Annotated in this window: 23 protein-coding genes; 14 read left to right on the plus strand and 9 right to left on the minus strand. The window is 72.9% G+C overall.

Annotated features, from left to right (window positions below; genetic code table 11):
• The first annotated feature begins 1 nt into the window (after position 1).
• Positions 2–415, plus strand: a complete 414-nt coding sequence (locus DY240_RS00905; protein WP_119658098.1) for a type II toxin-antitoxin system VapC family toxin — start codon at positions 2–4, stop codon at positions 413–415.
• Between the two features lie 47 nt (positions 416–462).
• On the opposite strand, the gene DY240_RS32670 is transcribed toward DY240_RS00905, so the two are convergent.
• The 7 genes from DY240_RS32670 to DY240_RS00940 all read right to left on the minus strand — a co-directional run bounded on the left by DY240_RS32670 (position 463) and on the right by DY240_RS00940 (position 8,015).
• Positions 463–852, minus strand: a complete 390-nt coding sequence (locus tag DY240_RS32670) for a hypothetical protein (protein WP_199700555.1) — start codon at positions 850–852, stop codon at positions 463–465.
• Positions 852–1,859 carry an EamA family transporter gene (locus tag DY240_RS00915; RefSeq protein WP_199700556.1) on the minus strand — a complete coding sequence of 336 codons (1,008 nt, stop codon included), beginning with the start codon at positions 1,857–1,859 and terminating at the stop codon, positions 852–854. The genes DY240_RS32670 and DY240_RS00915 overlap by 1 nt, the downstream gene beginning before the upstream one ends.
• Before the next feature lie 14 nt (positions 1,860–1,873).
• Entirely contained in the window at positions 1,874–2,485 is a 612-nt protein-coding gene (locus tag DY240_RS00920; RefSeq protein ID WP_119658099.1) for a mismatch-specific DNA-glycosylase, read from the minus strand.
• A 66-nt stretch (positions 2,486–2,551) separates the two neighbouring features.
• Positions 2,552–5,203, minus strand: a complete 2,652-nt coding sequence (locus DY240_RS00925) for a M64 family metallopeptidase (RefSeq protein ID WP_119658100.1) — start codon at positions 5,201–5,203, stop codon at positions 2,552–2,554.
• 165 nt (positions 5,204–5,368) lie between these two features.
• Positions 5,369–5,773, minus strand: a complete 405-nt coding sequence (locus tag DY240_RS00930; RefSeq protein WP_199700557.1) for a type II toxin-antitoxin system VapC family toxin — start codon at positions 5,771–5,773, stop codon at positions 5,369–5,371.
• A complete protein-coding gene (locus DY240_RS00935; protein ID WP_119658102.1) occupies positions 5,770–6,003 on the minus strand; it encodes a FitA-like ribbon-helix-helix domain-containing protein in 234 nt (77 codons plus the stop codon). The genes DY240_RS00930 and DY240_RS00935 overlap by 4 nt, the downstream gene beginning before the upstream one ends.
• Positions 6,004–6,038: 35 nt before the next feature.
• Entirely contained in the window at positions 6,039–8,015 is a 1,977-nt protein-coding gene (locus tag DY240_RS00940; RefSeq protein ID WP_119658118.1) for a primary-amine oxidase, read from the minus strand.
• Between the two features lie 304 nt (positions 8,016–8,319).
• Here DY240_RS00940 and DY240_RS00945 point away from each other — a divergent pair, with 304 nt between their 5' ends.
• From DY240_RS00945 to DY240_RS00955, 3 genes are all read left to right on the plus strand, one after another.
• Positions 8,320–8,943 (plus strand): GOLPH3/VPS74 family protein, encoded by a 624-nt coding sequence (locus DY240_RS00945; protein ID WP_158602686.1) that lies wholly within the window; start codon positions 8,320–8,322, stop codon positions 8,941–8,943.
• A gap of 61 nt (positions 8,944–9,004) precedes the next feature.
• Complete coding sequence (locus DY240_RS00950; protein ID WP_407659263.1) at positions 9,005–10,495, plus strand: APC family permease; 1,491 nt, start codon at positions 9,005–9,007, stop codon at positions 10,493–10,495.
• A 100-nt stretch (positions 10,496–10,595) separates the two neighbouring features.
• Positions 10,596–10,799, plus strand: a complete 204-nt coding sequence (locus DY240_RS00955) for a hypothetical protein (RefSeq protein WP_119658105.1) — start codon at positions 10,596–10,598, stop codon at positions 10,797–10,799.
• 6 nt (positions 10,800–10,805) lie between these two features.
• Here the strand turns inward: DY240_RS00955 and DY240_RS00960 are convergent, their stop codons facing one another.
• Complete coding sequence (locus tag DY240_RS00960; protein WP_119658106.1) at positions 10,806–11,195, minus strand: winged helix-turn-helix transcriptional regulator; 390 nt, start codon at positions 11,193–11,195, stop codon at positions 10,806–10,808.
• 105 nt (positions 11,196–11,300) lie between these two features.
• On the opposite strand from DY240_RS00960, the gene DY240_RS00965 reads away from it, so the two are divergent.
• The 10 genes from DY240_RS00965 to DY240_RS01010 all read left to right on the plus strand — a co-directional run bounded on the left by DY240_RS00965 (position 11,301) and on the right by DY240_RS01010 (position 22,465).
• Entirely contained in the window at positions 11,301–12,113 is an 813-nt protein-coding gene (locus DY240_RS00965; RefSeq protein ID WP_119658107.1) for an NAD(P)H-binding protein, read from the plus strand.
• Between the two features lie 56 nt (positions 12,114–12,169).
• The gene (locus DY240_RS00970) at positions 12,170–14,581 is read left to right on the plus strand and encodes an ATP-binding cassette domain-containing protein (RefSeq protein WP_158602687.1); all 2,412 of its coding nucleotides are present in this window, start codon (positions 12,170–12,172) and stop codon (positions 14,579–14,581) included.
• Positions 14,574–15,275 carry a response regulator transcription factor gene (locus DY240_RS00975; RefSeq protein ID WP_119658109.1) on the plus strand — a complete coding sequence of 234 codons (702 nt, stop codon included), beginning with the start codon at positions 14,574–14,576 and terminating at the stop codon, positions 15,273–15,275. Before DY240_RS00970 ends, DY240_RS00975 begins: the two co-directional genes overlap by 8 nt.
• Positions 15,272–16,366 carry a substrate-binding domain-containing protein gene (locus tag DY240_RS00980; RefSeq protein ID WP_119658110.1) on the plus strand — a complete coding sequence of 365 codons (1,095 nt, stop codon included), beginning with the start codon at positions 15,272–15,274 and terminating at the stop codon, positions 16,364–16,366. The genes DY240_RS00975 and DY240_RS00980 overlap by 4 nt, the downstream gene beginning before the upstream one ends.
• The gene (locus tag DY240_RS00985; RefSeq protein ID WP_199700558.1) at positions 16,363–17,514 is read left to right on the plus strand and encodes a sugar ABC transporter permease; all 1,152 of its coding nucleotides are present in this window, start codon (positions 16,363–16,365) and stop codon (positions 17,512–17,514) included. The genes DY240_RS00980 and DY240_RS00985 overlap by 4 nt, the downstream gene beginning before the upstream one ends.
• 42 nt (positions 17,515–17,556) lie before the next feature.
• Positions 17,557–18,744, plus strand: coding sequence for an ROK family transcriptional regulator (locus tag DY240_RS00990; protein ID WP_119658111.1), 1,188 nt, complete (start codon positions 17,557–17,559; stop codon positions 18,742–18,744).
• Between the two features lie 98 nt (positions 18,745–18,842).
• On the plus strand, positions 18,843–19,919 hold the full coding sequence (locus DY240_RS00995; protein ID WP_233552557.1) for a sugar ABC transporter substrate-binding protein: 1,077 nt from the start codon (positions 18,843–18,845) through the stop codon (positions 19,917–19,919).
• Positions 19,920–20,002: 83 nt separating this feature from the next.
• A complete protein-coding gene (locus DY240_RS01000) occupies positions 20,003–20,824 on the plus strand; it encodes an ATP-binding cassette domain-containing protein (RefSeq protein WP_119658113.1) in 822 nt (273 codons plus the stop codon).
• A complete protein-coding gene (locus tag DY240_RS01005) occupies positions 20,821–22,083 on the plus strand; it encodes a sugar ABC transporter permease (protein WP_119658114.1) in 1,263 nt (420 codons plus the stop codon). The genes DY240_RS01000 and DY240_RS01005 overlap by 4 nt, the downstream gene beginning before the upstream one ends.
• 37 nt (positions 22,084–22,120) lie before the next feature.
• Positions 22,121–22,465 (plus strand): VOC family protein, encoded by a 345-nt coding sequence (locus tag DY240_RS01010; protein ID WP_119658115.1) that lies wholly within the window; start codon positions 22,121–22,123, stop codon positions 22,463–22,465.
• A gap of 99 nt (positions 22,466–22,564) precedes the next feature.
• On the opposite strand, the gene DY240_RS33935 is transcribed toward DY240_RS01010, so the two are convergent.
• Positions 22,565–23,161: an HNH endonuclease signature motif containing protein gene (locus DY240_RS33935; RefSeq protein WP_147375156.1), complete on the minus strand. Its 597-nt coding sequence runs from the start codon at positions 23,159–23,161 to the stop codon at positions 22,565–22,567.
• Positions 23,162–23,522 lie beyond the last annotated feature (361 nt).

Raw genomic sequence — 23,522 nt, forward strand, 5'->3', positions numbered from 1 at the left:
CGTGCGGGTCTACGTCGACAGCAGCGCGCTGCTCAAGCGCGCGGTCCGCGAGGCCGAGTCCGACGCGCTGGAGCAGGCACTCGAGGACCACGTGGAGAACGGCGACGCCATCGTCACGTCGACGCTGGCCGGCCTCGAGATCGGCCGGGCGCTGCTGCGCGTCGCCGAGGGTCCGGCCGTGCAGAACGGGGTCGACGACGCGCTCGCCGGCATCGCCGAGCGGCACATCACCGAGGACGTGGTCGGGCTTGCCCGCCGGCTCCGCCCGCCCGTGCTGCGCTCGCTCGACGCGATCCACCTGGCGACCGCGCTGGTGCTCGACGCCGATCTCATGATCACCTACGACCACCGGCTCGCCGACGCATGCCGGCACCACACCCTGCGCGTCGCCGCCCCGGGCCGTCCTACGTCCTGAGCAGGGCGGGGAAGACGTGGTCGCGCAGCAGCGGCGCGACCACGCGCTCAGCCACGCGACACCACCCAGAACGCCACCGACCCGCCCACCGCGACCACGACGTTCAGCGCCGTCAGCCAGAGCCGGGCCCGCCGGCGGCGACCGTACCGGCCGATGCGGACGCCGAGTCCGGCGACCGCCCACGCCACCGCGAGCAGCACGAGCGCGACCACGGCGATCATCGGGTACTGCGGGCCGTCGCAGGCGACGGAGTCGGCGGTGCAGGCGCGGAACGGACCGCCGCGCCCACTCGCGTCGTACCGGCCGGCCGCCAGCACGGCGACGGCGACCAGGAAGGCGTGGACGGGCACGAGCAGCAGGGTGACGGCCGCCGCGACGACGGCGCTGCGGACGGGCCGGCCGGCGTTCGTCCGCTCCTCGGTGAGTACGGACGCCATCAGTGCGGTGCCGCCGCGGCCTCGGGCGACAGCGGGACGGCGGCAGGCGCCGGCGCCGCCTCCGGCTCGGGCTCCGGTTCCGGCGGCGTCCCCGTCCCGCCGACCTCGGCCAGCGCGATGCCGGCCAGCACCACCAGTCCGCCGGCCACCTGGGCGGCGGTGAGGCTCTGCCCCAGCCACACCCACGCCACGACGGCGGACCCGACCGGCTCGGACATGCCGATGACGCCGCAGGCCGTCGGCGAGATGTGCCGCAGCGCCGCGAGGTTCAGCCCGTACGCCACGATGGTCCCGAACACGATGATCCACAGCACCGTCGACCACGCGGGCACCGACACCGCGTCGAGCGCGCCCAGCAGCGACGTCTCGCGGCCCAGCGGCGCGAGGTCGACCGTCCACCACGGCTGCGCGACGGCCCAGAACAGCGCCGCGAACGCGAACATCCAGAACGTCAGCGACAGCGAGTCGCGGTGCCCCGACATCCGCGAGCCGACCAGGTAGTAGCTGGCCAGGCAGGCGGCCGCGCCGAAGCCGGCCAGCACGCCGACGGCGTCGAGCCCGATGTCCGTCCACACCTGCGCGACGAGCGCCAGCCCGAGCAGCGCGACGCCGATGCCCAGCCAGGTCTGGCGACGGATGCGCTGCCGCAGCACCGCCCAGCTGAACAGCGCCACCATGGCCGGCGCGGTGAACTCCAGCAGCAGCGCGATGCCGACCGGCAGCCGGTCGATGGCCATGAAGTACAGCCACTGCACCAGCGCGCCGCCGGCGACGCCGAGCACAACCAGGAACGGCAGCTCGCGCAGCCCGATGCGCAACCGGCCGGGCGCGACCGCGACCACGGCGACCAGCAGGACCAGCGCGGCTCCGGTCGAGCGCAGCGCCGCGAGCACCGACGGCTCCACCCCCGCCTCGAGCGCGACCTTCGACATCGACGCGTTGACGGAGAAGAACACCGCGGCGAGGACGACGTAGGCGACACCGCGCGCCGGGCTCTGACGACTCACCCAGGCGACAGTAGTCAACCGCCCGTTTGCTCCTCAAGCACTTTCTCACCTGGTGGTATGCCGAGGACGACACCGGCCGCGACCGCAGCCTCCCGATAAGCCGCGGCCAGGCTGTCCGGCGTCTCGTGCGCGTTGAGCCCGCTCGGGTTCGGCAGCACCCACAGCTGCGCGCCGGCGAGGTCCTCGGGCTGGCGTCCGGCCAGCGCCCGGGGCCGCCGGAACGCGGTGCGGTACGCGGTGATGCCGAGCACCGCCACGACCTTCGGCGCCAGGCGCGCCGCCTTCTCCGTCAGGACGGCGGCGCCGGCCACCAGCTCCGCCGCGGTCAGCTCGTCCGCCCGCGCCGTTCCCCGGGCGACCAGGTTCGTGATGCCCAGACCGCGGCCGGTCAGGTACGCGTCGTCCTCCGCGGACGTCCCACCGGCGACGTCGATCGGCCGGTCGATGATGCCGGCCCGCAGCAGCGCCGGGTAGAACCGGTTACCCGGCCGGCCGAAGTGCGTCTGCACCGCCACCGTCAGCAGGCCCGGGTTGATGCCGACGAACAGCAGCCGCAGGCCGGGCCCGAGCAGGTCCGGCAGCGTGCCGTCGCGGAACGCCTCCAGCTCCGCTCGCGTGAACCCCACGCCGGGCAGCCTAAGCGCTCGCCGGCCCGGGCACGAATGCCCGGGCCGGCGGTCAGGAGCCTCTGGTCAGAGGCCGGAGCACTCCCCAGTCGCGACGCCGCGCAGCTCGTTCGCCGCGCCGAAGTCGCGCACCGGCGCGCTGCTGCCGGAGCAGCTGAGGCGGCCGGCGAAGGAGTTGCCGGCGAGGATCGGCCCGTAGGCCTCGCCGTACTGCGTGTACCGCTCCTCCGACGCGTTGCCGGGGACCCGCCCGTTGCCGGTCAGCGCGACCGCGCCGCTGAACGTCGACCCGGCGGCGGTGACGCCGTTCACGGTGCCGGTGATGCGCACCTGGCCGGCGACGGTCGAGCCGAGCACCTGGACCTCGGTGGCGCCGTCGGCCAGCAGGCTGCCGGCGACGGTGCTGTCCTTCACCACCAGCGACGCACCGGAGCGGACGGTGACGGTGCCGGCCACCGCCGCGTCCTCGACGCACGTGACACCGCTGGTCACCAGCAGCGACCCGGCGTGCGACCCGGTGACCGTCCTGGTGCACTCCAGCTCCGCGCCGGGCAGCACCGTCGCGGTGTACGACTCCGCCTCGCCGATGTTGCCGGCGGGGTCGACGGCGCGGTGCTCGACGGTGTGCGTGCCGTAGCCGGGCACGAACGGGCCGTTGGGGTCGTCGGGGCCGTAGTTCTGCTCGAACGCGGCCTTCGACAGCCCGCCGGTGCCCAGGTTGCCGTACGTGAGCGCCTTGACGACCTGGCCGGAGTGGCGGAACTCGTACGGCGACTCCGGCATCGGCTGCTCCGGGAACCCGAAGTAGTTGAACCAGCCGTCGCCGTTGAGCCGGAACTCACCGACGACGTACGGCTCGCCGTCGTAGCCGGTGCGGTCGTCCTGCGGCTCCAGCCACATGTCCCAGCCGTCGAAGTAGATGCCGTGCTCGCCGTCGGACGTCGCCGTCGTGAGCGGCTCGGACAGCGTCCGCGGGGCGGTCGGCAGGGCGTTGTCGACCGTCCAGGTGACGGCGTCGGAGGCGCCTGGCGCGGCCGGGTCGGTCACCGTCGCCGTCAGCTCGTGCGTGCCGGCCGGCAGGTCCAGCGCGCCGAGGTCGAGCGTCCGGGCGTCGCCGCTGCTCGCCACGGGCGCGCCGTTGAGCGTCCACGCGACGTCGAAGACACGGTCGGCGGCGTGGGTGGTCTCGACGAAGACCACCTCGTCGCCGGCCACCGGGCGGGTCGTCGGCGTCGAGCCGGTGATCTCCGGCGCGACGGTGTCGGCCGCCGCCGTCTCTCCGCCGACGGTCCAGCTGCGGGTCTGCACGAACCGCGGCCCGTTGTAGCCGGAGTCGGTGGCGGTGTTGTTCGTCGACGGGTTGCGCACCCAGTCGATGCCGTCGGGTCCGACCGGGTCGCGGACCTCGACGTGCACGACGGTGCCGGGCGCGAGGTCGAGCTCGGCGAGGTCGAGGTTGCGCGTGCCGGTGGCGAGCACCGGGCCGTCGGGGCCGCCGCTGCGCCAGGTGATCTGCAGGTCGTGGAAGCGCGGGTGCGTGGTCTCCAGCCAGAGGACGCCGTCGGACGCGACGGTGCCCGTCGGCGTGTGCAGCAGGCTCATCTGGCCCTTGTCGCGCTGGCCCGTGACGCGGGCGACCATGTGCTCGAGGCCGACCTGGTCGAAGTAGAACCCGATCCACCGCATCATCGAGTGCGAGCTGGGCCGCCAGACGTTGGAGCCGTTGTAGGTGCCACTCTCGTAGCCGTCGGGGTCGGCGCCGCGGATGATGCCGCCGGACAGGCTCTCCTCGCCCAGCCACCGCCACCACTTGTGCTGGTTGGCGATCATCTGCTCCGACGTCTGCCGCGTGTGGTGGAACGAGCTGGGCTCGTTCGGCCCGTGCGGCGGGCCCGGGTTCGGCCGGTCGGAGTACGGGTACTCGTCGGCCAGCGTGCCCAGCGAGTGGCCGAGCTCGTGCAGCGAGATCAGCGGCGACTGCGGGCTGCCACCCGACGCCGTCGCGTCGCGGCCGCCGATGCCGCCGTAGGTGAACGTGTTCGAGATGGCCAGCGTCTGCACGTTCTGCGGGCCGGAGGTGTTCCCGCCGGTCGGCCGGAACACGCCCGGCTGCAGGCCCAGGACGGGCGCGACGTACGAGTTCAGGTACATCGCCCGCTGCTGGTTGCCGTTGCAGCGCAGGTCGCCCAGGATCCCCGGCGCCAGCGGGTAGGACGGGTTCGCATTCCCCGACGGGTGGCCGGGGCAGCCGCCCGGGTCCAGCGCCTGGCCGTAGGTGATGCCGCGAGCCAGCGGGTTCGTCAGGCCGTCGGAGTACCACAGCCGCAGCGGCGTGTTCTTGCGGTCCTTGACCTCGTTCGGCGCGTCCTCCTCGGGGTCGCGGCGCACGCCGGAGTCGGCCGACACGATCTGCAGCAGGTAGACGTTGATGTAGTCGCGGTAGGTGCGGAACGGCTCCACACCCCATTGGATGGCCTGGTTGCGGTCGACGTCCTCCTCGCACTTGTCCATCTCGTCGGCCTGGTAGCCGTCGCAGATGACGATCAGGTTCAGCCGTTCGTTCGGCGACCCGGTCTCCTGGAGCGGGACGACCCGCGCGCTGCCCACCTCCGGCCACTGCGGCAGGGCCTCGTTGGCCGACGGGACGCCCGCCATGGGCACCGTCAGCAGCCCTGCTCCCAATGCCACCGGCGCGAGCGCGGCGACGATCTTCTTCATACGGTCTCCGTCTCACCGTGCGCGTGCCTCACCGCGACCCAGGCGGGAGAGCCGGGCCGTGATGAGAATGGTGCTCAGCGACGGTACCGGGCGCACGGTGACATTGCACCCATCAGATGACGGAAGCTCGGCGGTCCCGATCCGTCCTCCGTAGAACCGGCCTCGTCAGGCCGGATAGAGCTGATTCTCCGCCCGGTGCGCGGACCTCGGCGCCCGGGCGAACTTCGCGGCGCAGGTCAGGAGCGGCCCGCCGAGGGCCTCGGCCAGCGCCAGATACGCGGCGTCGTACGCCGTGAAGTTGTGGCGGAGTTCCAGCAGCCGCCGGCCGAACGGCGCCACCGCATGGCGGGTGATGCGCAGGGAGGCCAGCTGATCGGCCATCCGGCCGGCCCTGTCCTCGGTGATCTTGCCGCCCTTGGCCAGGCCGGTGACGGCCGAGAACACCTCGATGTCCAGATGCGCCGGCGCGTGCAGGCCTCGACCGGCCCCGGCGACTGGCTGCCGCAGCAGCTCGTCGGATGGACGAGCCTGGAGCAGCCGCACGATGACCGATGCGTCGACCACCGTCACCAAGAGCGTTCGGCCTCGATGTAGCGGCGCACGTCCTCGTCGTCGACCTCGATCGGCTCCTCGGCCGCGATGCGCGCCACCACCTCGGCGTTGGTCGGTGACGCCGCCTCGTCGTGCAGCAGGTCGCGCACATACGCCGACAGCGACTTCCCGTCGCGGGCAGCGCGTTCACGCAGGACGGCGAGGTCGGCACTGTCGACGTCGCGCACCTGCAGGATCTCACCAGCCATGGAGCGAATGTACTGCAACGTGCATGCGGTGGTCGTCAGTCGTGGTGCTGCTCCTCGTGGTGGCCGCCGTGGCCGCCGTGCGCGCCGTGGTCCTCACCGTGCTGGTGGCCGTGGTGCCCGCAGTGCGCGGCAGGAGTGGACGGCACGTCCAGCGTCGGGTTGCGGTCGAAGAAGCCGACCGGGCGAAGCGTGAAGCCGCAGTACTCGACCGGCATGACCGGCCAGTCCTCGGGCCGCGGGTAGTGCACGGCGCCGAAGGTGTGCCACAGGACGATGTCCTGGTCCTCGATGGCGCGGTCGGCGGTGACGTACGCCGGCAGTCCGGCGCCGCCCGGGTGCTGGTTGATCAGGTCGCCCGCCGGGAACCGCTCGGCGGGGTCGTAGCGGGTGACCCAGAGCGACTTGGTCGCGAACGCGGCGCGGTGCGCCGTCGCCGATGCCGGGTCGGCCAGCAGCAGCGGCCGGCCCTCGGGGCGCAGCTCGTAGGCGACCGGCCGGCCGAGCCGGTTCGTCGAGTCGGAGCTGGAGATGCGCCAGCTGCGCCCGGCCATCGGGTCGGCGGTCCGCGCACCCTCGGCCTCGGAGCGCAGCCGCGTGGTCCTGCGGGTGAACGCGTTGCCGTTGGGGTTGGCCGGCCCGATGGGCAGCGGCTGGACGTCGAGCTCGTCGACGGCGTTGTCGAGGCCGTCGACCATCATGTCGAGCCGGGCGCAGTAGAGGTGCTGGTGGAACGGCGCGCCCAGGCCGGGCGCCACCTCGGCCGCGTAGGCGCTGTCGGGCTTGTAGGACGACGTGGCCACGACGCCGGTGGCCTTGACCTCCAGCTGGATGGTGCCGTCGAGGTACAGGTACCAGTAGAAGCCGTAGTCGTAGTTGCCGACGGTGACGAAGAACGAGATGACCAGCCGCCGCTGCCGCCGCGTCTCGGCCGACTCGGTGAAGATGTCGGTGTGCTTCCAGAGCACGCCGTAGTCCTCTTCGTGCAGGCAGACGGCGTTGCGGACCTCACGCGGCTCACCGTTGGCGTCGGCCAGGACGGCGTCGAAGTAGTGGATCTCGCCGAGGCAGTCGCAGCCCAGCTCCAGCGAGTTGACCTGCTGGCCGAGCAGGTACTCGCCGGCGTCGAAATAGCTGATCCAGAACCGCACCGGGCTGGGGTCGGCGTACGGGACCACCATCTCGGCCAGCGAGGCGCGGTAGATCACCGGCCGGACGCGGTCGCCGTCGCGCCAGCCGAGCTGGTGCAGCACCAGACCCTCACGCGGGTCGAAGCCCACGCGGAAGGTCCAGTTCTCCCACGTGACGACGTCGTCGTCGACGGTGAAACTCGGCCCCTCCGGCTGGGTGATCTCGATCGGCCTCAGCGTGGTGCGCGGCGGGCCGGTGTAGGCGACGTCGTCGTGGTTGGCCTCCTCCTCCGGGATCGGGAGGACGGCGTCGTCGATGAGTTCGATGACCTTCTTCTCGATGGTGTCGACGTAGGCGACCACGCCGTCGATCGGGTGCGCCCACGCGTGGTCGTCGGGCCGGTGCTGCAGGAACGACAGCACGTGCAGCACCCGGCGGCCGCGCTCGCTGGGGATGCCGAAGTTGCCGGCCGCGAGCGGGCACGGCCGGACGAGATCGAGGTCGGTGATGCCGCGGCGGGCCATCGCCTCGCGCCAGCCGGCGTCGGCCTTCACGATCTCGTCGACCGTGATCAGCTCCTCCAGCAGGATCGGCGGCTGGCCGTCGGTGACGGGGTCGATGTCCTCGATCGAGTCGATCGCGTTGCGGGTCAGCGACGCGATGACGGTGCGCGCGGCGCCGGTGGCGAGATCGAGCAGAACGGCCCGTACGCGACGGTCGACCGGGTCGCCGGCGCGGTGCCCGAGCACCGTCAGTTTGTCCGGTTCTTCCAGGCCGAGCAGCGCGAACCTCGTCGTCGCCGACACCAGGCCGTGGTCGTCGAGGAGCGCGCGGGCCGCGCGGATCTCGTCCGCGGACAGGCGCTGGAGCGGGTGCGTGCGCACGGGCGTGACCGTCACAACGCCATAGACTCCCGGCCCGGTACCGATGTCGTCAAGACATTGCGGGCGCAAAGCGACTATGTAAGGCGTCAAGGACGTTCAGCGCATTACCGATGAAATTGCCTCTTGTCTTGGCGGACAAAGGCCGACAAACTACCGGGCGTGAATCGGAACGCGGCATCGCGAGCACCGCTAACGGTCCGAAACGCGCGTCTCAAGGGTGGGAGCGCGCACGTCCCTGTCCCGTATGGCCCCGGCCGTCCCGTCTCATCCCGGTACTCGCGCCCGGGGTGGAGGTGCAGGCGGAGTGCTGCTGGCCAATGACTTCTTCCACATCGTCCACGACGTCGGCAGCGGCAAGCTCCGGCTGAACGCGCGAGCCGCCGGGCTCGGGCTCGCCGGTGCGCTGCTCGGCGAACTGATCCTCAACAACAACCTGCACGTCGCGTCGGGAACCCTGTCACTGACCGGCGCCCAGCCGCCGGCCGACGACCTGGGGTACCGGATCGTCCGCCAGCTCACGGCCGACCAGCAGAACCGGTCGCTGCGCACCTGGCTGGCGTTCCTCTCCCAGAGCGCGCTCGAGCGGGTCGCCGTGCGGCTGACCCGCGAGGGCGAGATCGAGCCGGTGAAGACCCGCAAGCTGTTCGGCACCTCGGTCCGGTACCTGCCGGTCGACCCGAAGGTCGCCGCCTGGCCCACCGACCGCCTGTACGGGCTGGTCAACCGCGGTGATCCGCTCGACTTCCACGACGCCATGCTGGCCGGGCTGGTCGCGGTCACCGGCTTCACGAAAGGCGTGTGGTGGGACGGCGACGCCGTCACGCTGCGCCACATCGCCGCCGCGGTCGGATCGATGCCCATGTCGATGCGCGAGGTCCTGGCCCATACCGAAGCAGCTGTGGGTGACGCCACCCTCAGCCCCCGATAGCGCACATCCCCCTCACTGAGGAGTATCCGTGTCCCATTCGAGCCGCCTGGGCGCCGACCGCGTGTCGCGGACGCTCGCCAGCAACAGGCTCGGCGTCCCCGCCGTCGTGTTCTTCGTCCTCAGCGCCGCGACCCCGCTCACCGTCGTCGCCGGCGTGGTGACCACCGGCTTCGCGGTCACCGGCATCATCGGCCTGCCCATCGCGTTCGTCGCGATCGCCGCGCTGCTGGCGCTGTTCAGCGTCGGCTACGTCGCGATGTCGCGGCACATCACCAACGCGGGCGCCTTCTACACCTACGTCACGCACGGCCTCGGGCGGCCGGCCGGCGTCGCGGCGGCCTACATGGCGCTGCTGGCGTACAACCTGCTGCAGGTCGGGCTCTACGGCATCATCGGCGTCGCCGCCGCGCCGCAGCTGGACCAGTGGTTCGGTATCACCGTCGACTGGTGGGTGGTCGCGCTGATCGCCTGGGCGATCGTCGGCATCCTCGGTGTGCTGCGCATCGACGTCAACGGCACGGTGCTCGCGGTGCTGCTGCTCGCCGAGATGGCGATCATCATCATCTACGCGCTGGCCAGCCTGCTGAACCCGGCGAACGACGAGGTCTCGTTCGAGGCGCTGCAGGTCGGGAACCTGTTCGAGTCCGGCGCCGGCGCGATCCTGGTGCTCGCGGTGCTCGGCTTCGTGGGCTTCGAGGCGTCGGTCGTGTACTCGGAGGAGTCGCGCGACCCGAAGCGGACCATCGCGCTGGCCACGTACATCTCGATCGCGGTGGTCGCCGCGGTCTACGTGCTGGCGTCGTGGGCGATGACGGTGGCGGCCGGCCCGGACGACATCGTCGGGTTCGCGCAGGAGTTCCAGAACGGGGTGATCTTCGTCCAGGCCGACGAGTTCCTCGGCGGCACCTGGGTGGACATCGGCGAGACGCTGTTCGTCACGTCGGTGTTCGCGGCGATGATCTCGTTCCACAACACGGTCGCCCGGTACGTCTTCGCGCTCGGCCGCGAGCGGGTGCTGCCCAGCGCACTCGGCCGCACCTCCGCGTCGTCGGGCGCTCCGGTGGCGGCATCGATCGTGCAGAGCGTCATCGGCCTGGTCGTCATCCTGATCTACGCCTTCTTCGATCTCGACCCGCTCGTGCAGCTGTTCTTCAACCTCGGCACGACGGGCGGGTTCGGGGTGCTGACGCTGGTGACGCTCACCTCGGTGGCGGTCATCGCGTTCTTCGCCCGGCACCCGTCCGGCGAGAACGCGTGGCGGAGGGTGATCGCGCCGGTGCTGGCGATGATCCTGCTGGTGGTCGTCGTGGTCCTGGCGATCGCGAACTACGACATCCTCATCGGCGTCGCGCCTGACGCTCCGGAGCGGTGGATCCTGCCCGGCCTGTTCCTCGTCGCCGCCCTCATCGGCCTGCTCTGGGCGCGGTTCCTCAAGTCGACGCGCCCCGAGGTGTACGACGCGATCGGCCGCGGCGCGAACGCGGCCACCGGCATCTCTGTCCTCGACCTGTCCACCGAGGAGGAGGAGCCCGGCCAGCCGTCGCTGCGCTGACGGCGTCGCGCTCTCGTGGCCCGTGCGGCGCCGGCTCGTCGTTTCAGCCGGCGCCGTGCGGGTACCCGATCGTCAGGCACTGACGGGAGGGAGCACTCCCATGAACCACCACGAAGGCGCACAATCGCCGGGCAATCCGACGGTCCCGCCGGACGAGCCGGACCCCGCGTCGCCGGGCAACCCCGCGACGACGCCCAGCGGGCCGGGCACTCAGTCGCCCGGCAACCCGACGACCCCGCCGATCGAGCCGGAGACGCCGTCGCCCGGCAACCCGCCGGCCGAGGACGACGACGAGGACCGCTGACGGCCGCTAGCGGGTCGCCGGCTCCACGTCGCGAGCGGCGAGGATGGCGGGCAGGTTCTGCTCGATCCAGCCGACCAGCCCGACGACGTGGACGGCGACCTGCTCGCCCGTCGCCGTCAGCCGGTAGCTGACCTGTGGCGGCGCGGCCGGGATGACCGTGCGGTCGACGAACCCGTCGGCCGCGAGTGCGCGCAGCGTCTGGGCGAGCATCTTCTGGCTCACCCCGCCGATGCGCCGGTGCAGTTCGCCGAAACGCAGCTCCCGCTCCCCCAGCGCGGCCAGGACCAGCACGCCCCACCGGCTGGTGACGTGCTCGAGCACGCCGCGCGACGGGCAGTTGGTGTCGAACACGTCACCTTCCAGTGCCTGCAGCCCGCTGCTGACCTCGGTGCTCACGTCCGCCTCCGATGGTTACCTCAAGGTACGTACTTTCACTGGGTGAGTCTCCAGCGTAACGTCGTGATCGTTGCGAGAACAGACCCCCAGTGAACGGAGACAGTCATGATCGTGCTGACCGGGGCGACCGGCCGGTTCGGACCCGTCGTGGTCGAGGACCTCATCGCGAGAGTGCCGGCCGGCGAGGTCGCCGTCGTCGCGCGCGACCCGGAGAAGGCACGGCGGTTCGCCGAGCGCGGCGTCGACGTGCGGCGGGCCGACTACGACGACCCGGCCGGCCTGGAGCGGGCCTTCAAGGGCGCCGACCGGCTGCTCTTCGTGTCGGCGTCGGACACCACGCCGGGCGTCCGGGCGCGTCAGCACGCCAACGTCGTCGAGGCCGCGGCCGCCGCCGGCGTCGGGCACGTCGTCTACACCAGCGCCATCACGGCCGAGGACGGGCAGAGCTTCCTGGCCGACCACACCACCACCGAGCGGGCGATCCGCGACGCCGGGCTCACCCACACGTTCCTGCGCAACACGTTCTACACCGAGGAACTGGTGCCGGCGCAGCTGGTCGCGGCGGCGGTGGAGTCCGGCGAACTGGCCGCGCCACGCATCGCCCATCCGCTGGTCACCGCGCCGATCGCGGACCTCGCGCTGGCCGCCGGCGCGGTGCTGACCGGCGACGGCCACGAGAACGCCGTCTACGAGCTGCGCGGCCCGGGCTGGACCTACCCGGAGCTGGCGCGGATCCTGAGCGAGCGGTCCGGCACTCAGGTGACCTACCGCGAGATCGCCGACGACGACGCCGGCGGCATGGCGTTCATCCTCCCGCTGCTGCGCCTGCCGCAGTTCGGCACGCCGGCACCCGACCTGGAGCGGCTCCTCGGCCGCCCGGCCACCCCGCTCGAGGAGTTCGTCCGTACCGTGCGATGACGCGCCCGTGGCACGCCGGCCGCGAGATCTCGCGCCAGCGGGGGGATGATGGTGCGATGACCGACGGCGACGGCCGCCGCGGCAGTGCCGCGCCGATCCTCGAGCTGCGCGGCGTCACCAAGCGCTACGGACGCCTCCGAGCGCTCGACGGGGTGTCGCTCAGCGTGCGCGGCGGCGAGATCGTCGCCGTGGTCGGCGAGAACGGGGCCGGCAAGTCGACCCTCGTGCGGTGCATCGCCGGCGACACCGACGTCGACGAGGGACAGGTCGAGGTCGTGCCCGGCACCGACCGCGCGAGCGGCGGCGCCCGGCCGCCGGTCGCGGTGGTCTGGCAGGACCTCGGGCTCTGCGACGATCTCGACGTCGTCGCCAACATCTTCCTCGGCCGCGAGCACTCCCGGCTGCTGCTGGCCGAGGGACGGATGGCCGCCGACGCCCGGCACGCGCTGGAGCGGTTCGGCTCGCAGCTCACCGACGTCCGTGCCCGGGTCGACACGCTGTCGCGCGGCCAACGTCAGGAAGTGGCGCTGGCCCGGGCGCTCTCCACCGGCGCCGACCTGCTCGTCCTCGACGAGCCGACGGCCTCGCTGAGCGTGCTGCGCCGCGCCGAGATCATGCGCGTGCTGGCCGACCTCCGCGACGCCGGCCGGGCGATCCTGCTGGTCAGCCACGACCTCGACGAGGTGTTCGCGCTGGCCGACCGCATCGTGGTGTTGCGGCACGGCCGCGTCGTCGCCGCGGTGTCGCCGGCCGAGGTCCACTCCGACGACGTCGCGGCGCTCATGTCGGGCATCGAGACCGAGTCGGCGGCGCGCCGGCAGCTCAACCGGCTCAAGAGCCTCGTCGAGCAGCTCTCGGCCGCCGACCCCGCCGCGTCGCTCCCGCTCGTGGTGTCCGCCACGGCGGCCGCCCTCGACCAGGACATGCTCTGCGTCCACCTGCTCGACCGCGGACCGCGCGGGCCGCTGCTGCGCCGCACCGCGGCCATCGGCGTGCCGCCGGCCCTGGCCGAGGACGCCGCGCTCGTCCCCGTCGGCACCGCCGGAGGGCTGGTCGGGACGGCCGCGGCGCTCGGCCAGCTCGTGGTCATGGACGACATCGGCGACGAGGCGTCCTGGACCGGATACCTGGAGCAGGCCTCCGCCGCGGGGGTGCGCAGCGCGTGGTCGGCCCCGATCGTCGGCTCGGCCGGCGTCCTGGGCACCATCACCGGGTTCGGCACGTCCGCCGGCCGGCTCGACGCCGACCGCCGCGAGCTGGTCTCGCTGTACGCGGGCCACGCCGCCAGCGCGATCGAGCGGGAGCGCCTGATCGAGGAGGTGAGCCGGCGCAACGAGATCCTCGAGTCGCTGCGGGCCATGCTCGAGACGCTGGCCGGTCCCGACCGCGTCGACGGCGGGCTGTCCGCCGCACTACTCGCGCTCTGCCGCGGCCTGGGCGCCCGCTCGGCCGGCATGCTGCTCACCGGCGTCACCGGGATCACCGGCGGCGAGCCGCGGTGGGTGCACATCGACCTCGACGAGCCCGGCGGACCCGACCTGCGCGAGCTCGCCGAGACGGCGCCCGCCGGCGTCGACCGCCCGCAGCGCCTCGGCGACGGACTCGCGATCGCCGGGCTGCCCATCCCCGGCGGCACCGGCCTGCTGCTCGCCCGCTGGGACGACCCCGCCGAGCCTGGCCGCGACGCCGTCGAGCTCCTCGACGACGCGCGCCGGTCGCTGGCCCTCGCCCTGGAGCGGGAGATGCTCGAGCGCGCCCGTCAGGAGGCGGCCGCCGCGCGCCGCTCGCAGCAGCTGCAGCGCGAGGTGCTCCAGCACCTGAGCCACGAGCTGCGCACGCCGCTCACCGCGATCCACGGGTACGCCTCCACGCTGCAGCAGCGCGACCTCGTCTGGGACCCCGAGTCCATCGACCGGTTCCTCGCCGCCATCACGACCGAGTCCGCGCGCATGGAGCGCCTCGTCGGCGACCTCCTCGACTCCTCGGCCATCGAGTCCGGCCTGCTGCGCCTGCGCCCTGACTGGACCGACGTGCGGCTCGTCCTCGAGGCGGCCAGGAGCTGCGTGCCGCAGCACGAACGCATCGAGGTCGACGTCGCCGCGGGCCTGCCGCCCATCTGGGCCGACCACGACCGTCTCGAGCAGGTGTTCGTCAACCTCCTCGAGAACGCGGTCCGCCACGGCGGGCCCGACGGCGCGGTCCGGGTCAGCGCGGCCGCCGTCGATCATGGGACGGCGGTCGAGGTGGTGGTCAGCGACGACGGCGACGGGATCCCGCCCGACGTCGCGGAGCGGATCTTCCAGCCGCGCGTGCGCGGCGAGGGCAGCACGGGCGCCGGCCTGGGTCTGGCCATCGTCCGGGGCATCGCCGAGGCGCACGGCGGCCGGGTCGAGCTGGTGGCCGGCCCGGAGTCGAGCTTCCGCGTGCGGCTGCCCGTCGAGCCCGCCGACGAGGTGAGCCATGACTGACGCGCCCGGGGTCCTCATCGTCGAGGACGACCGCATCATCGTCGACCTGCTGCGGTCGAACCTCACCGCCCGGGGCTACCGGGTCGTCGTGTCCACCGACGGCTCCGACGTCCTCCGCCTGCTCGACGAGGCCGCGCCCGACGTCGTGCTGCTCGACCTGATGCTGCCCGGACGCGACGGGTTCGACCTGTGCTGGGCGGTGCGCGACCGGTCCGACGTCGGGATCATCGTCCTGTCCGCGCGGCGCGGCGAGACCGACAAGGTGCGGGCGCTGAACCTGGGCGCCGACGACTACCTCACCAAGCCGTTCGGCATCGAGGAGCTGCTCGCCCGCATCCACGCCATGCTGCGCCGCGCCCGCCCCGCCGCCGAGCCGCGTCAGGCGGCGCCGCAGGTGCGGGTCGGCGACGTGCGCATCGACTTCGACGCCCAGCTCGTGACGAAGGGCGGCAAGCGCGTCCATCTCACCCGCACCGAGTACGCGCTGCTGCGGGAGCTGGCCATGAACCCCGGACGGCTGCTCTCGCACGCCGAGCTGCTGCGCCGGGTCTGGGGACCCGGCTACGAGACGCAGACGGAGTACACCCGGGTGTACGTCGGCCGGCTGCGCGCCAAGCTCGAGGGACCCGACGGCGCGGAGCTGATCGTCACCGAGCCGCGCGCGGGCTACCGGTTCACGACGGACGGCGGATGAGCCGCCGGCGTCTGCTCGCCGCCGCCCTGCCCGCGGCGCTCGCCCTGGCGCTGGGGGCGTCGGCCTGCGGCTCGGCCGGGGCGGACGGCGACGGCGAGCTGCAGATCGCGCTACTGCTGCCCGAGAACAAGACCGCCCGCTACGAGTCGCACGACCGCCCGGCGTTCGTCGACCGCGTCCACGAGGTGTGCGCGGAGTGCGAGACGCTCGTCAGCAACGCCGACCAGGACGCCGCCCACCAGCAGGCGCAGGCCGAGGCCGCGCTCACCAACGGCGCCGACGTGCTCGTGCTCGATCCGGTCGACTCCCGGTCCGCGGCGGTCATCGTCCGCCAGGCGCACGCCGCCGGCGTCCCGGTGGTCAGCTACGACCGGCAGGTGCTCGGCGTCCCGGTCGACTTCCACGTCACGTTCGACAACGAGCAGGTCGGTGCGCTGCAGGCCGAGGTGCTGCTGGCCGCCGTCGGCGACACCGGCGGCGAGCTGGTGGTGCTGAACGGATCGCCCACCGACGACAACTCCGCGCTGTTCCGCCGCGGCGCGCACAGCGTGCTGGACGGCGCCGGCGTGGTCGTCGGAGCCGAGGTCGACGTACCGGACTGGTCGCCGGACCAGGCGCAGGAGGCGATGGAGCGGGCCCTGACGACGCTGGGCCGCGACCGCGTCGCCGGCGTCTACGCCGCCAACGACGGCATGGCCGGCGGCGCCATCGCCGCGATGAAGGCGGCCGGCCTCGATCCGCTGCCGCCGGTGACGGGGCAGGACGCCGAGCTGGCGGCTGTGCGCCGCATCCTCACCGGAGAGCAGTACATGACGGTCTACAAGGCGGTGCGGACGCAGGCGCGCATGGCCGCCGACGTCGCCGTCAGCCTCGCGCGGACCGGCGAGCCGCCCGAGGGCCTGCGCAACAGCTGGGTCGGCGACGGGGACGAACGGGTCCCGGCGCTGATGCTCGAGCCGGTCGCCGTCACCCGCGAGACGATCGCCGCCACCGTCGTCGCCGACGGCTTCTGGCCGGCGGAGGAGATCTGCGAGGGACTGGCGCGCGAGTGCGCCGCCGCCGGGCTCGCCGTGAGCGAGGCGGCCCCGTGAGCGGGTCGGTGTCGCCGGCGCGGCTCGGGCGGTGGGCGCCACCGGCGGCACTCGCCGCCATCTGGCTGGTGATGAGCCTGAGCAATCCGCGCTTCCTCTCGGCGGTGAACCTCACCAACCTCATGCTGCAGATCGTGGCCGTGGGCGCCGTCGCCATGGCCGTCGTGCTCGTGCTGCTGATCGGCGAGATCGACCTCTCGGTCGGCGCCGTGTCGGGGTTCGGCGCCGCCGTCACCGCGGTGCTGAGCGTGAAGCAGGACTGGCCCGCCGTGCTGGCCATCCTCGCCGGGCTGCTGACCGGCGCCGTGGTCGGCCTCCTGCACGCCGCCATGGTGACGCGCGTCGGGGTCCCGTCGTTCGTGGTGACGCTCGCGGGGCTGCTGACCTGGCAGGGTGCGCTGCTGCTGGTGCTCGGCGACACCGGCACGGTCAACATCGACGACCCGCAGCTGGTGGCCATCGCGGGGACGTTCCTGCCGCCGGCGTTCGGGTGGCTGATCGCCGCGGCGGTGACCGCCGGCGCCGTCGTCGCGATCGTCGGGTACCTGCGCGGTGAGCGGCCGCGACCGGCCCGGCGGGTGTGGCCGTGGGTCGTCGCCGCGGCCGGCGCGCCGGTGGCCGTCGCGGTGTTCAACGCCGACCGCGGCGTCCCGCTCGCCGTGCTGGTGTTCCTGCTGCTGCTCGCCGGCGGCGACCTCATGGTGCGCCGCACCAAGCTCGGCCGCCACGCCGTCGCGACCGGAAGCAACGCGTCGGGGGCGCGCCGGGCCGGCATACGGGTCGACCGGATCCGTCTGCTGGTGTTCACGCTGGCCTCCGTGCTGGCCGTCACCGGCGGCATCCTCGCGGCATCGCGGCTGCTGGCGGTGAACCAGTCGTCCGGCAGCACCGACCTGATGCTCACCGCGGTGGCCGCCGCCGCCATCGGCGGGACCAGCCTCTTCGGCGGCCGTGGCACGGTGTGGTCGGCGCTGCTGGGCAGTCTGGTGGTCGGCTCGCTGGCCAACGGCCTGGACCTGCTCGGCGCGTCGTCGCCGATCCGCCTGATCGCGACGGGGCTCGTCCTCGCCGTCGCCGTCGGCCTGGACACCCTGGCGCACCGTGCGGAGGTCACGGTTCACCGCGAGCATTCGCGGCCCGGCCGCTAGTCCCCTGTGACCGCTCGTGAGGAGCGGTGTAGCGTTCACGCTATGACGCCAAGGGGTCCGGGGTCGCTGTCGGCGTTGCGCCTGGCGAACCGGCAGCGGCTGCTGCTGGCGCTGACCGGCGCCGAGGCGGTCAGCCAGGCGGAGCTGGCCCGCCTCACCGGGCTGGCCCCCGCGACGATCTCCGGGCTGGTCCGCGACCTCGTCGACGAGGGCGAGCTGGTCGTCAGGCAGGGCGTCGCCAACGGCCGGCGCAGCCGCATGGTCGAGCGCGCCCCGGTGCCGCAGCGGTACGGCATGGGCATCGACCTCGGCCGCACGCACGTCAAGGTGGTCGCCGGCGCCGACCCCGGCGAGGTGCTCACCGAGTCCTCGGCCGGCCTCGCCGGCGGGCTGCGCCCGGACTCGGTGATGGAGGTCATCGACGCGCTCGCCGCCACCGTCCGCGAGCGGGCCGGCTTGACGGCCGACCAGGTGGCGGGCGTCGCGATGGGTGTCCCGGCGCCGATCGACATCGCGACGGGCAGCGTGACGGAGACGGCGATCCTGCCCGAGCTCGTGGGCTTCCCGCTGCGCGACGAGGTGTCGCGCCTCCTGGGACGGCCGGTCGTGGTCGAGAACGACGCGAACCTCGGCGCGCTCGCGCTCGGGCGCCGGGCCGGGGCCGCCGGTCGATCGGTGGTGTTCGTCAAGGTCGGCACGGGCATCGGCGCCGGCGTCGCGGTCGGCGGCGAGCTGCTGCGCGGCGACGCGGGCGCGGCCGGCGAGATCGGCCACCTCGCGCTGGATCCGGGGTCGTCGGCGGTGTGCCGGTGCGGGCGCCGCGGCTGCCTGGAGACCGTCGGCTCGGCGGAGGCCGTCAGGTCGGCGCTGAGCTCGGCGCTGCAGCGCGAGCTCGGCCTCGGCGAGGTGCTCGGCCTGATCGGCGACGGCCACCCCGTGGCGGTCCATGTGCTCGAGGACGCCGGCGAACTGCTGGGCCGCGGCCTGGGCTGGCTGGCGATGATCCTCGACCCGGCCGAGATCGCCCTCGGCGGGCCGCTGATCGCCGCCGGCGACGCCTGGCTCCGCCCGGTCCGGCAGGGCTTCCGCCGCGCGGTCCTCCCCGGCGTCGCGGCGCGGACCCGGGTCGTGATCTCGCCGCTCGGCGAGGACACCGAGGCCGTCGGCGCGCTGGTTGCGGCACACATTGCGGTCGAAAAGCGAACACATAAACAAGATGTAAACGCGTAATGTATTTGAGCCTTGACGGCAACGCACGGGCGGTTCCAGACTCGTCCACACCCCGCCCGTCTGATCTGCGGGGACCGGACCCAAAGGAGGGTTTCACCGTGCACCAGCCCAATCGACGGGCTGCCGCCTTCACAGTCGCCGCCCTGGCCGCCGGAGTGCTGGCCGCCTGTGGCGCCAACGAGGAGAGCGGCGGCGGGAGCGACGAGACCGCGAGCGGCGGCGCCACGATCGCGCTGCTCCTGCCGGAGTCGGCCACCGCCCGCTACGAGGCGTTCGACCGCCCGCTGTTCGAGGCCAAGATCCAGGAGCTGTGCCCGGACTGCGAGATCGAGTACTTCAACGCCGACCAGGACGAGACGAAGCAGGCCGAGCAGGTCGACTCCGCGATCTCGCAGAACGTCGACGTCATGGTCCTGGACCCGGTGAACGGCGTCGCGGCGGCCTCGCTGGTCGCCGACGCCCAGGCGGCCGACATCCCGGTCATCGCCTACGACCGCTTCATCGAGGGTGCGGACTACTACACCTCGTTCGACAACGAGCGGGTCGGCGAACTGCAGGGTCAGGCCCTGGTCGACGCCGTCGGCGGCGCCGGCGACATCCTCATGCTGAACGGCTCGCCCGACGACCCCAACGCCGCGCAGTTCAAGGCCGGCGCGCACAGCGTGATCGACGCCAGCGAGCTCACCGTCGTCGGCGAGTACGACAACCCGGACTGGAGCCCGGACAACGCGCAGGCCTGGACCACGGACCAGCTCGACACCATCGACCCCGCCTCGCTGGCCGGCGTCTACGCCGCCAACGACGGCCAGGCCGGCGGCGTCATCGCGGCGCTCACCGGTGCCGGTCTGCCGGCCGACCAGCTGCCGCCGGTCACCGGCCAGGACGCCGAGCTCGCCGCCATCCAGCGCATCGTCGCCGGTGAGCAGTACATGACGATCTACAAGCCGATCAAGGTCGAGGCCGAGGGCGCAGCCGAGGCGGCCATCTCGATCGTCAACGGCGAGGAGGTCGCCGACACCACCGACTTCCAGGGCGTGCCGTCGCTGATCCACGACCCGATCGTGGTCACCGCCGACAACGTCGCGGACACCGTCGTGGCCGACGACTTCTGGACCGTCGACGACATCTGCACCGACGAGTACGCGGACGCCTGCGCGGCCGCGGGACTCAGCTGATCCTTCGACCACCTGACGAGGGTGGCGCTGGCGGGAGTTCCCGGCCCAGTGCCACCCTCGACCTGAGTGAGGAGTTGGTGCCGATGAGCGTCGCCACATCCGAGAGCGGGTCTGCCGCCAGCACGACCCAACCGGTCCTGGAGCTCACCGGGATCGGCAAGCACTTCGGCGCCGTGCAGGCGCTGGCCGACGTCGACTTCCGGGTCCAGGCCGGCGAGGTCGTCGCCCTGGTCGGCGACAACGGCGCGGGCAAGTCGACCCTCGTCAAGATCATGTCCGGCGTGTACCAGGCCGACTCCGGCACCATGCGCGTGGAGGGGCGTGAGGTCCACGTCCACAGTCCCAGCGCGGCGCAGTCGCTGGGCATCGCGACCGTCTTCCAGGACCTCGCGCTGTGCGACAACCTCGACGTCGTCGCCAACCTCTTCCTCGGCAGCGAGCTCGGCGCCAAGGCGTGGATGGACGAGGTCGCCATGGAGAAGGAGTCGTGGCGGCTGCTGCGCGAGCTGGGCGCGAAGATCCCGACGGTGCGCATCCCGGTGGCCAGCCTCTCCGGCGGCCAGCGGCAGACCGTCGCCATCGCCCGCAGCCTGGTCGGCAACCCCAAGGTCGTCATGCTGGACGAGCCGACCGCCGCGCTGGGCGTCGCGCAGACCGCTGAGGTGCTCAACCTCGTCGAGCGGCTGCGCGAGCAGCGGCTGGGCGTCGTCCTGATCAGCCACAACATGGCCGACGTGCAGGCCGTCGCGGACCGCATCGTGGTGCTGCGGCTGGGCCGCAACGAGGCCGAGTTCCGCACCGTCGACGTCACGACCGAGCAGCTCGTCGCCGCCATCACCGGCGCGTCGGACAACGTCGTGGCCGAGCGCAACGCCCGCCGCGACACGTCAAGGGGGCAGGAATGAGCAGGACGCGGACGGCGCAGGCCGACGAGACCGCGGCCCGGGCCGACCTGATCGACGAACGGCTCGCGCAGGACACCGGGCTGCGCGGCGCCGTCGACGCGTTCCGGCGGCGGATCCGCGACGGCGACCTCGGCCTGCTGCCGGTGGTCGTCGGGCTGTTCGTGATCGGCCTGGTCTTCTACCTGCAGGACGTCACCTACCTGTCGTCGAGCAACCTGGTGAACATCACGCTGAACGCGGTGCCCTACGGCATCATCGCGGTGGGCATCGTGCTGGTGCTGCTGCTCGGCGAGATCGACCTGTCCGTGGGCTCCATCAGCGGCCTGGCGGCGTCGATCACCGCGGTGCTGGTGGTCAACCAGGACCAGCCGCTGGTACTGGGCATCCTCGCCGGCGCCGCGACGGGGGCGGCCATCGGCATCGTGTACGGGCTGATCTTCACCAAGATCGGCGTGCCGAGCTTCGTCATCACACTGGCCGGCCTGCTCGGCTTCGTCGGCGTCCAGTACGTCGTGCTGGGCGACCAGGGCACCATCAACCTGCCGCGGACCTCCGCGCTGGCCCAGTTCGCCCGCGAGGACTTCCTCAGCCCTGCGGTCTCGTACATCGTCGTGGTGGCGATCGTGGCGCTGTACGCGCTGGTCAGCATCATCGGCATCCGGCGGCGGACGGCGGCCGGGCTGCCGGCGCAGTCGCTCACCCTGGTGCTGGTGAAGTCGGCGATCCTGCTCGGCGGCCTCGGCTTCCTGACGTACTACCTGAACATCGACCGCGGCTGGGGCTACGCGGTGGTGTTCTTCGTCGGGCTGGTCGTGCTGACGGACCTGGCGCTGCGCAAGTCCACCTGGGGGCGGCACCTGTACGCCGTCGGCGGCAACGTCGAGGCGGCCCGCCGCTCGGGCATCAACGTCAACTGGATCTACATCTCGGCGTTCTCGCTGACCGGCACGCTGGCAGCGACGGGCGGCCTGATGTTCCTCGCCCGGCTGACGTCGGTGTCGCAGGCCAGCGGCAGCAACGACGTCAACCTCACCGCGATCGCGGCGGCCGTCATCGGCGGCACCAGCCTGTTCGGCGGGCGCGGCTCGGCCTACTCCGCGCTGCTCGGCGTGCTCGTGCTGACGGCGATCACCAGCGGCCTCAACCGCATCGGCGTCGACTCGTCGGTCCGCTACATCGTCACCGGCGCGGTCCTGCTGCTCGCGGTGTCGATCGACGCGATCGCCCGGCGCGCCCGCGCCAGCAGCGGCCGAGGTTGACTCCGGGCCGGGCGGCCTGGTCATTACGATCACCCGCATGGCTCTGGAGCTCTTCCCCGTCGTCCCCGTGACCGACTTCGCGGCCGCGACCGCCTGGTACGAGAAGCTGTTCGGCGCGCCGTTCACGTTCCGCGCCCACGACACCGAGGTGGTGTGGGAGCTGGCCGAGCACCGGTACATCGCGGTGCACCAGGCGCCCGAGCACGCCGGCCACACGCACGTCACGGTCTTCGTCGACGACCTCGACGCACTGGTCGACGGCATCTCGGCGCGCGGCATCGAGCCGGCGCTGCGCGAGACGTACGGGAACGGCGTCCGCAAGGTCACCTACCACGACCCCGACGGCAACGAGATCGGCTACGGCGGCGCACCCGCCGACTAGCGGCGCTGCGTTCCGTGACGAGTGGTCGCCGCCGTGGTGACGTCGACCTCCGCGGCACCACCGGACCCTGGCCGCCTCGTCGTCTCCCCCTCCCCCGCGTCAGCCTGGAGGCGGACCGGTCTCCGTCACCGGGCCGAGCTGCTCGGGTGGCTTCTCGTAGCGGTGTCCGGTGGGGCTGATCCAGATGGTGGTGCCGTCGGGGAGTCGTTCGACGTGCCAGTGCCCGTGGTGTTTGAGCTTGTGGTGGGTCTCGCACAGGGCGTGCAGGTCGTCGGGGTCGGTGGTCCCGCCGGCGTTGAAGGGGATGATGTGGTCCAGGTCGCAGCTGGTCGCGGGGCGGTGGCAGCCGGGGGTGCGGCAGGTGCGGTCGCGGGCGATGATGAAGTCGGCGAGGGCTTTGGTGGGGCGGTAGCGGGTGCGGCCGAGGTCGAGCAGGTGTCCGCTGCCGTCGGTGCGCAGCCAGGTCCACACGCCTTCGGCGGCGAGGACCTTGGCGACGTGGGCGGGGATCGGCCCGTAGCCCTCGAGCTCTCCCGGCTGGTCGCTGAGCCCGACGGCGGTGGCGAACGGCACGGTGATGTGCACGCTGATCGGCCGCCGCCGCGGCGGCAGCGCGCTGGTGCTGGAGGGTGCCGGTGGTGGCTGCCCGGCCGCGGCGTCGGCACGAGACGATGCGCCGCCGGCAGAACCCGCCATTCCGGACGCGTGGCCCAGCGGACCGGTGGCGCGAGCGTCGCGACCGGCCGCGCGATCGACCGAGCCGCCGGCGGAGCCGGCCGTTCCGGCGAACGTCTNCGGCCGCGCGATCGACCGAGCCGCCGGCGGAGCCGGCCGTTCCGGCGAACGTCTGGTCGGCGGGGACGCCGGCAGAAGCTGCCGCACCGGCGGGACCGGCTGCGCCGCCGGTGGTCTGGTGGGCGGCGTCGCCGGCGGAGCCGGCCACTCCGGCGGTGTGGCTCAGCGGGGCGGTGGCACCGTCGGCGCAGGCGGCGAGGGCGGCCCAGCCCAGCTCGGCCAGCGCGTCGGCGCGGCGCTGATCCTTCGTCCGCGCCGGCAC

This window comes from Jiangella rhizosphaerae (assembly GCF_003579925.1).
GTDB classification, from domain to species: domain Bacteria; phylum Actinomycetota; class Actinomycetes; order Jiangellales; family Jiangellaceae; genus Jiangella; species Jiangella rhizosphaerae.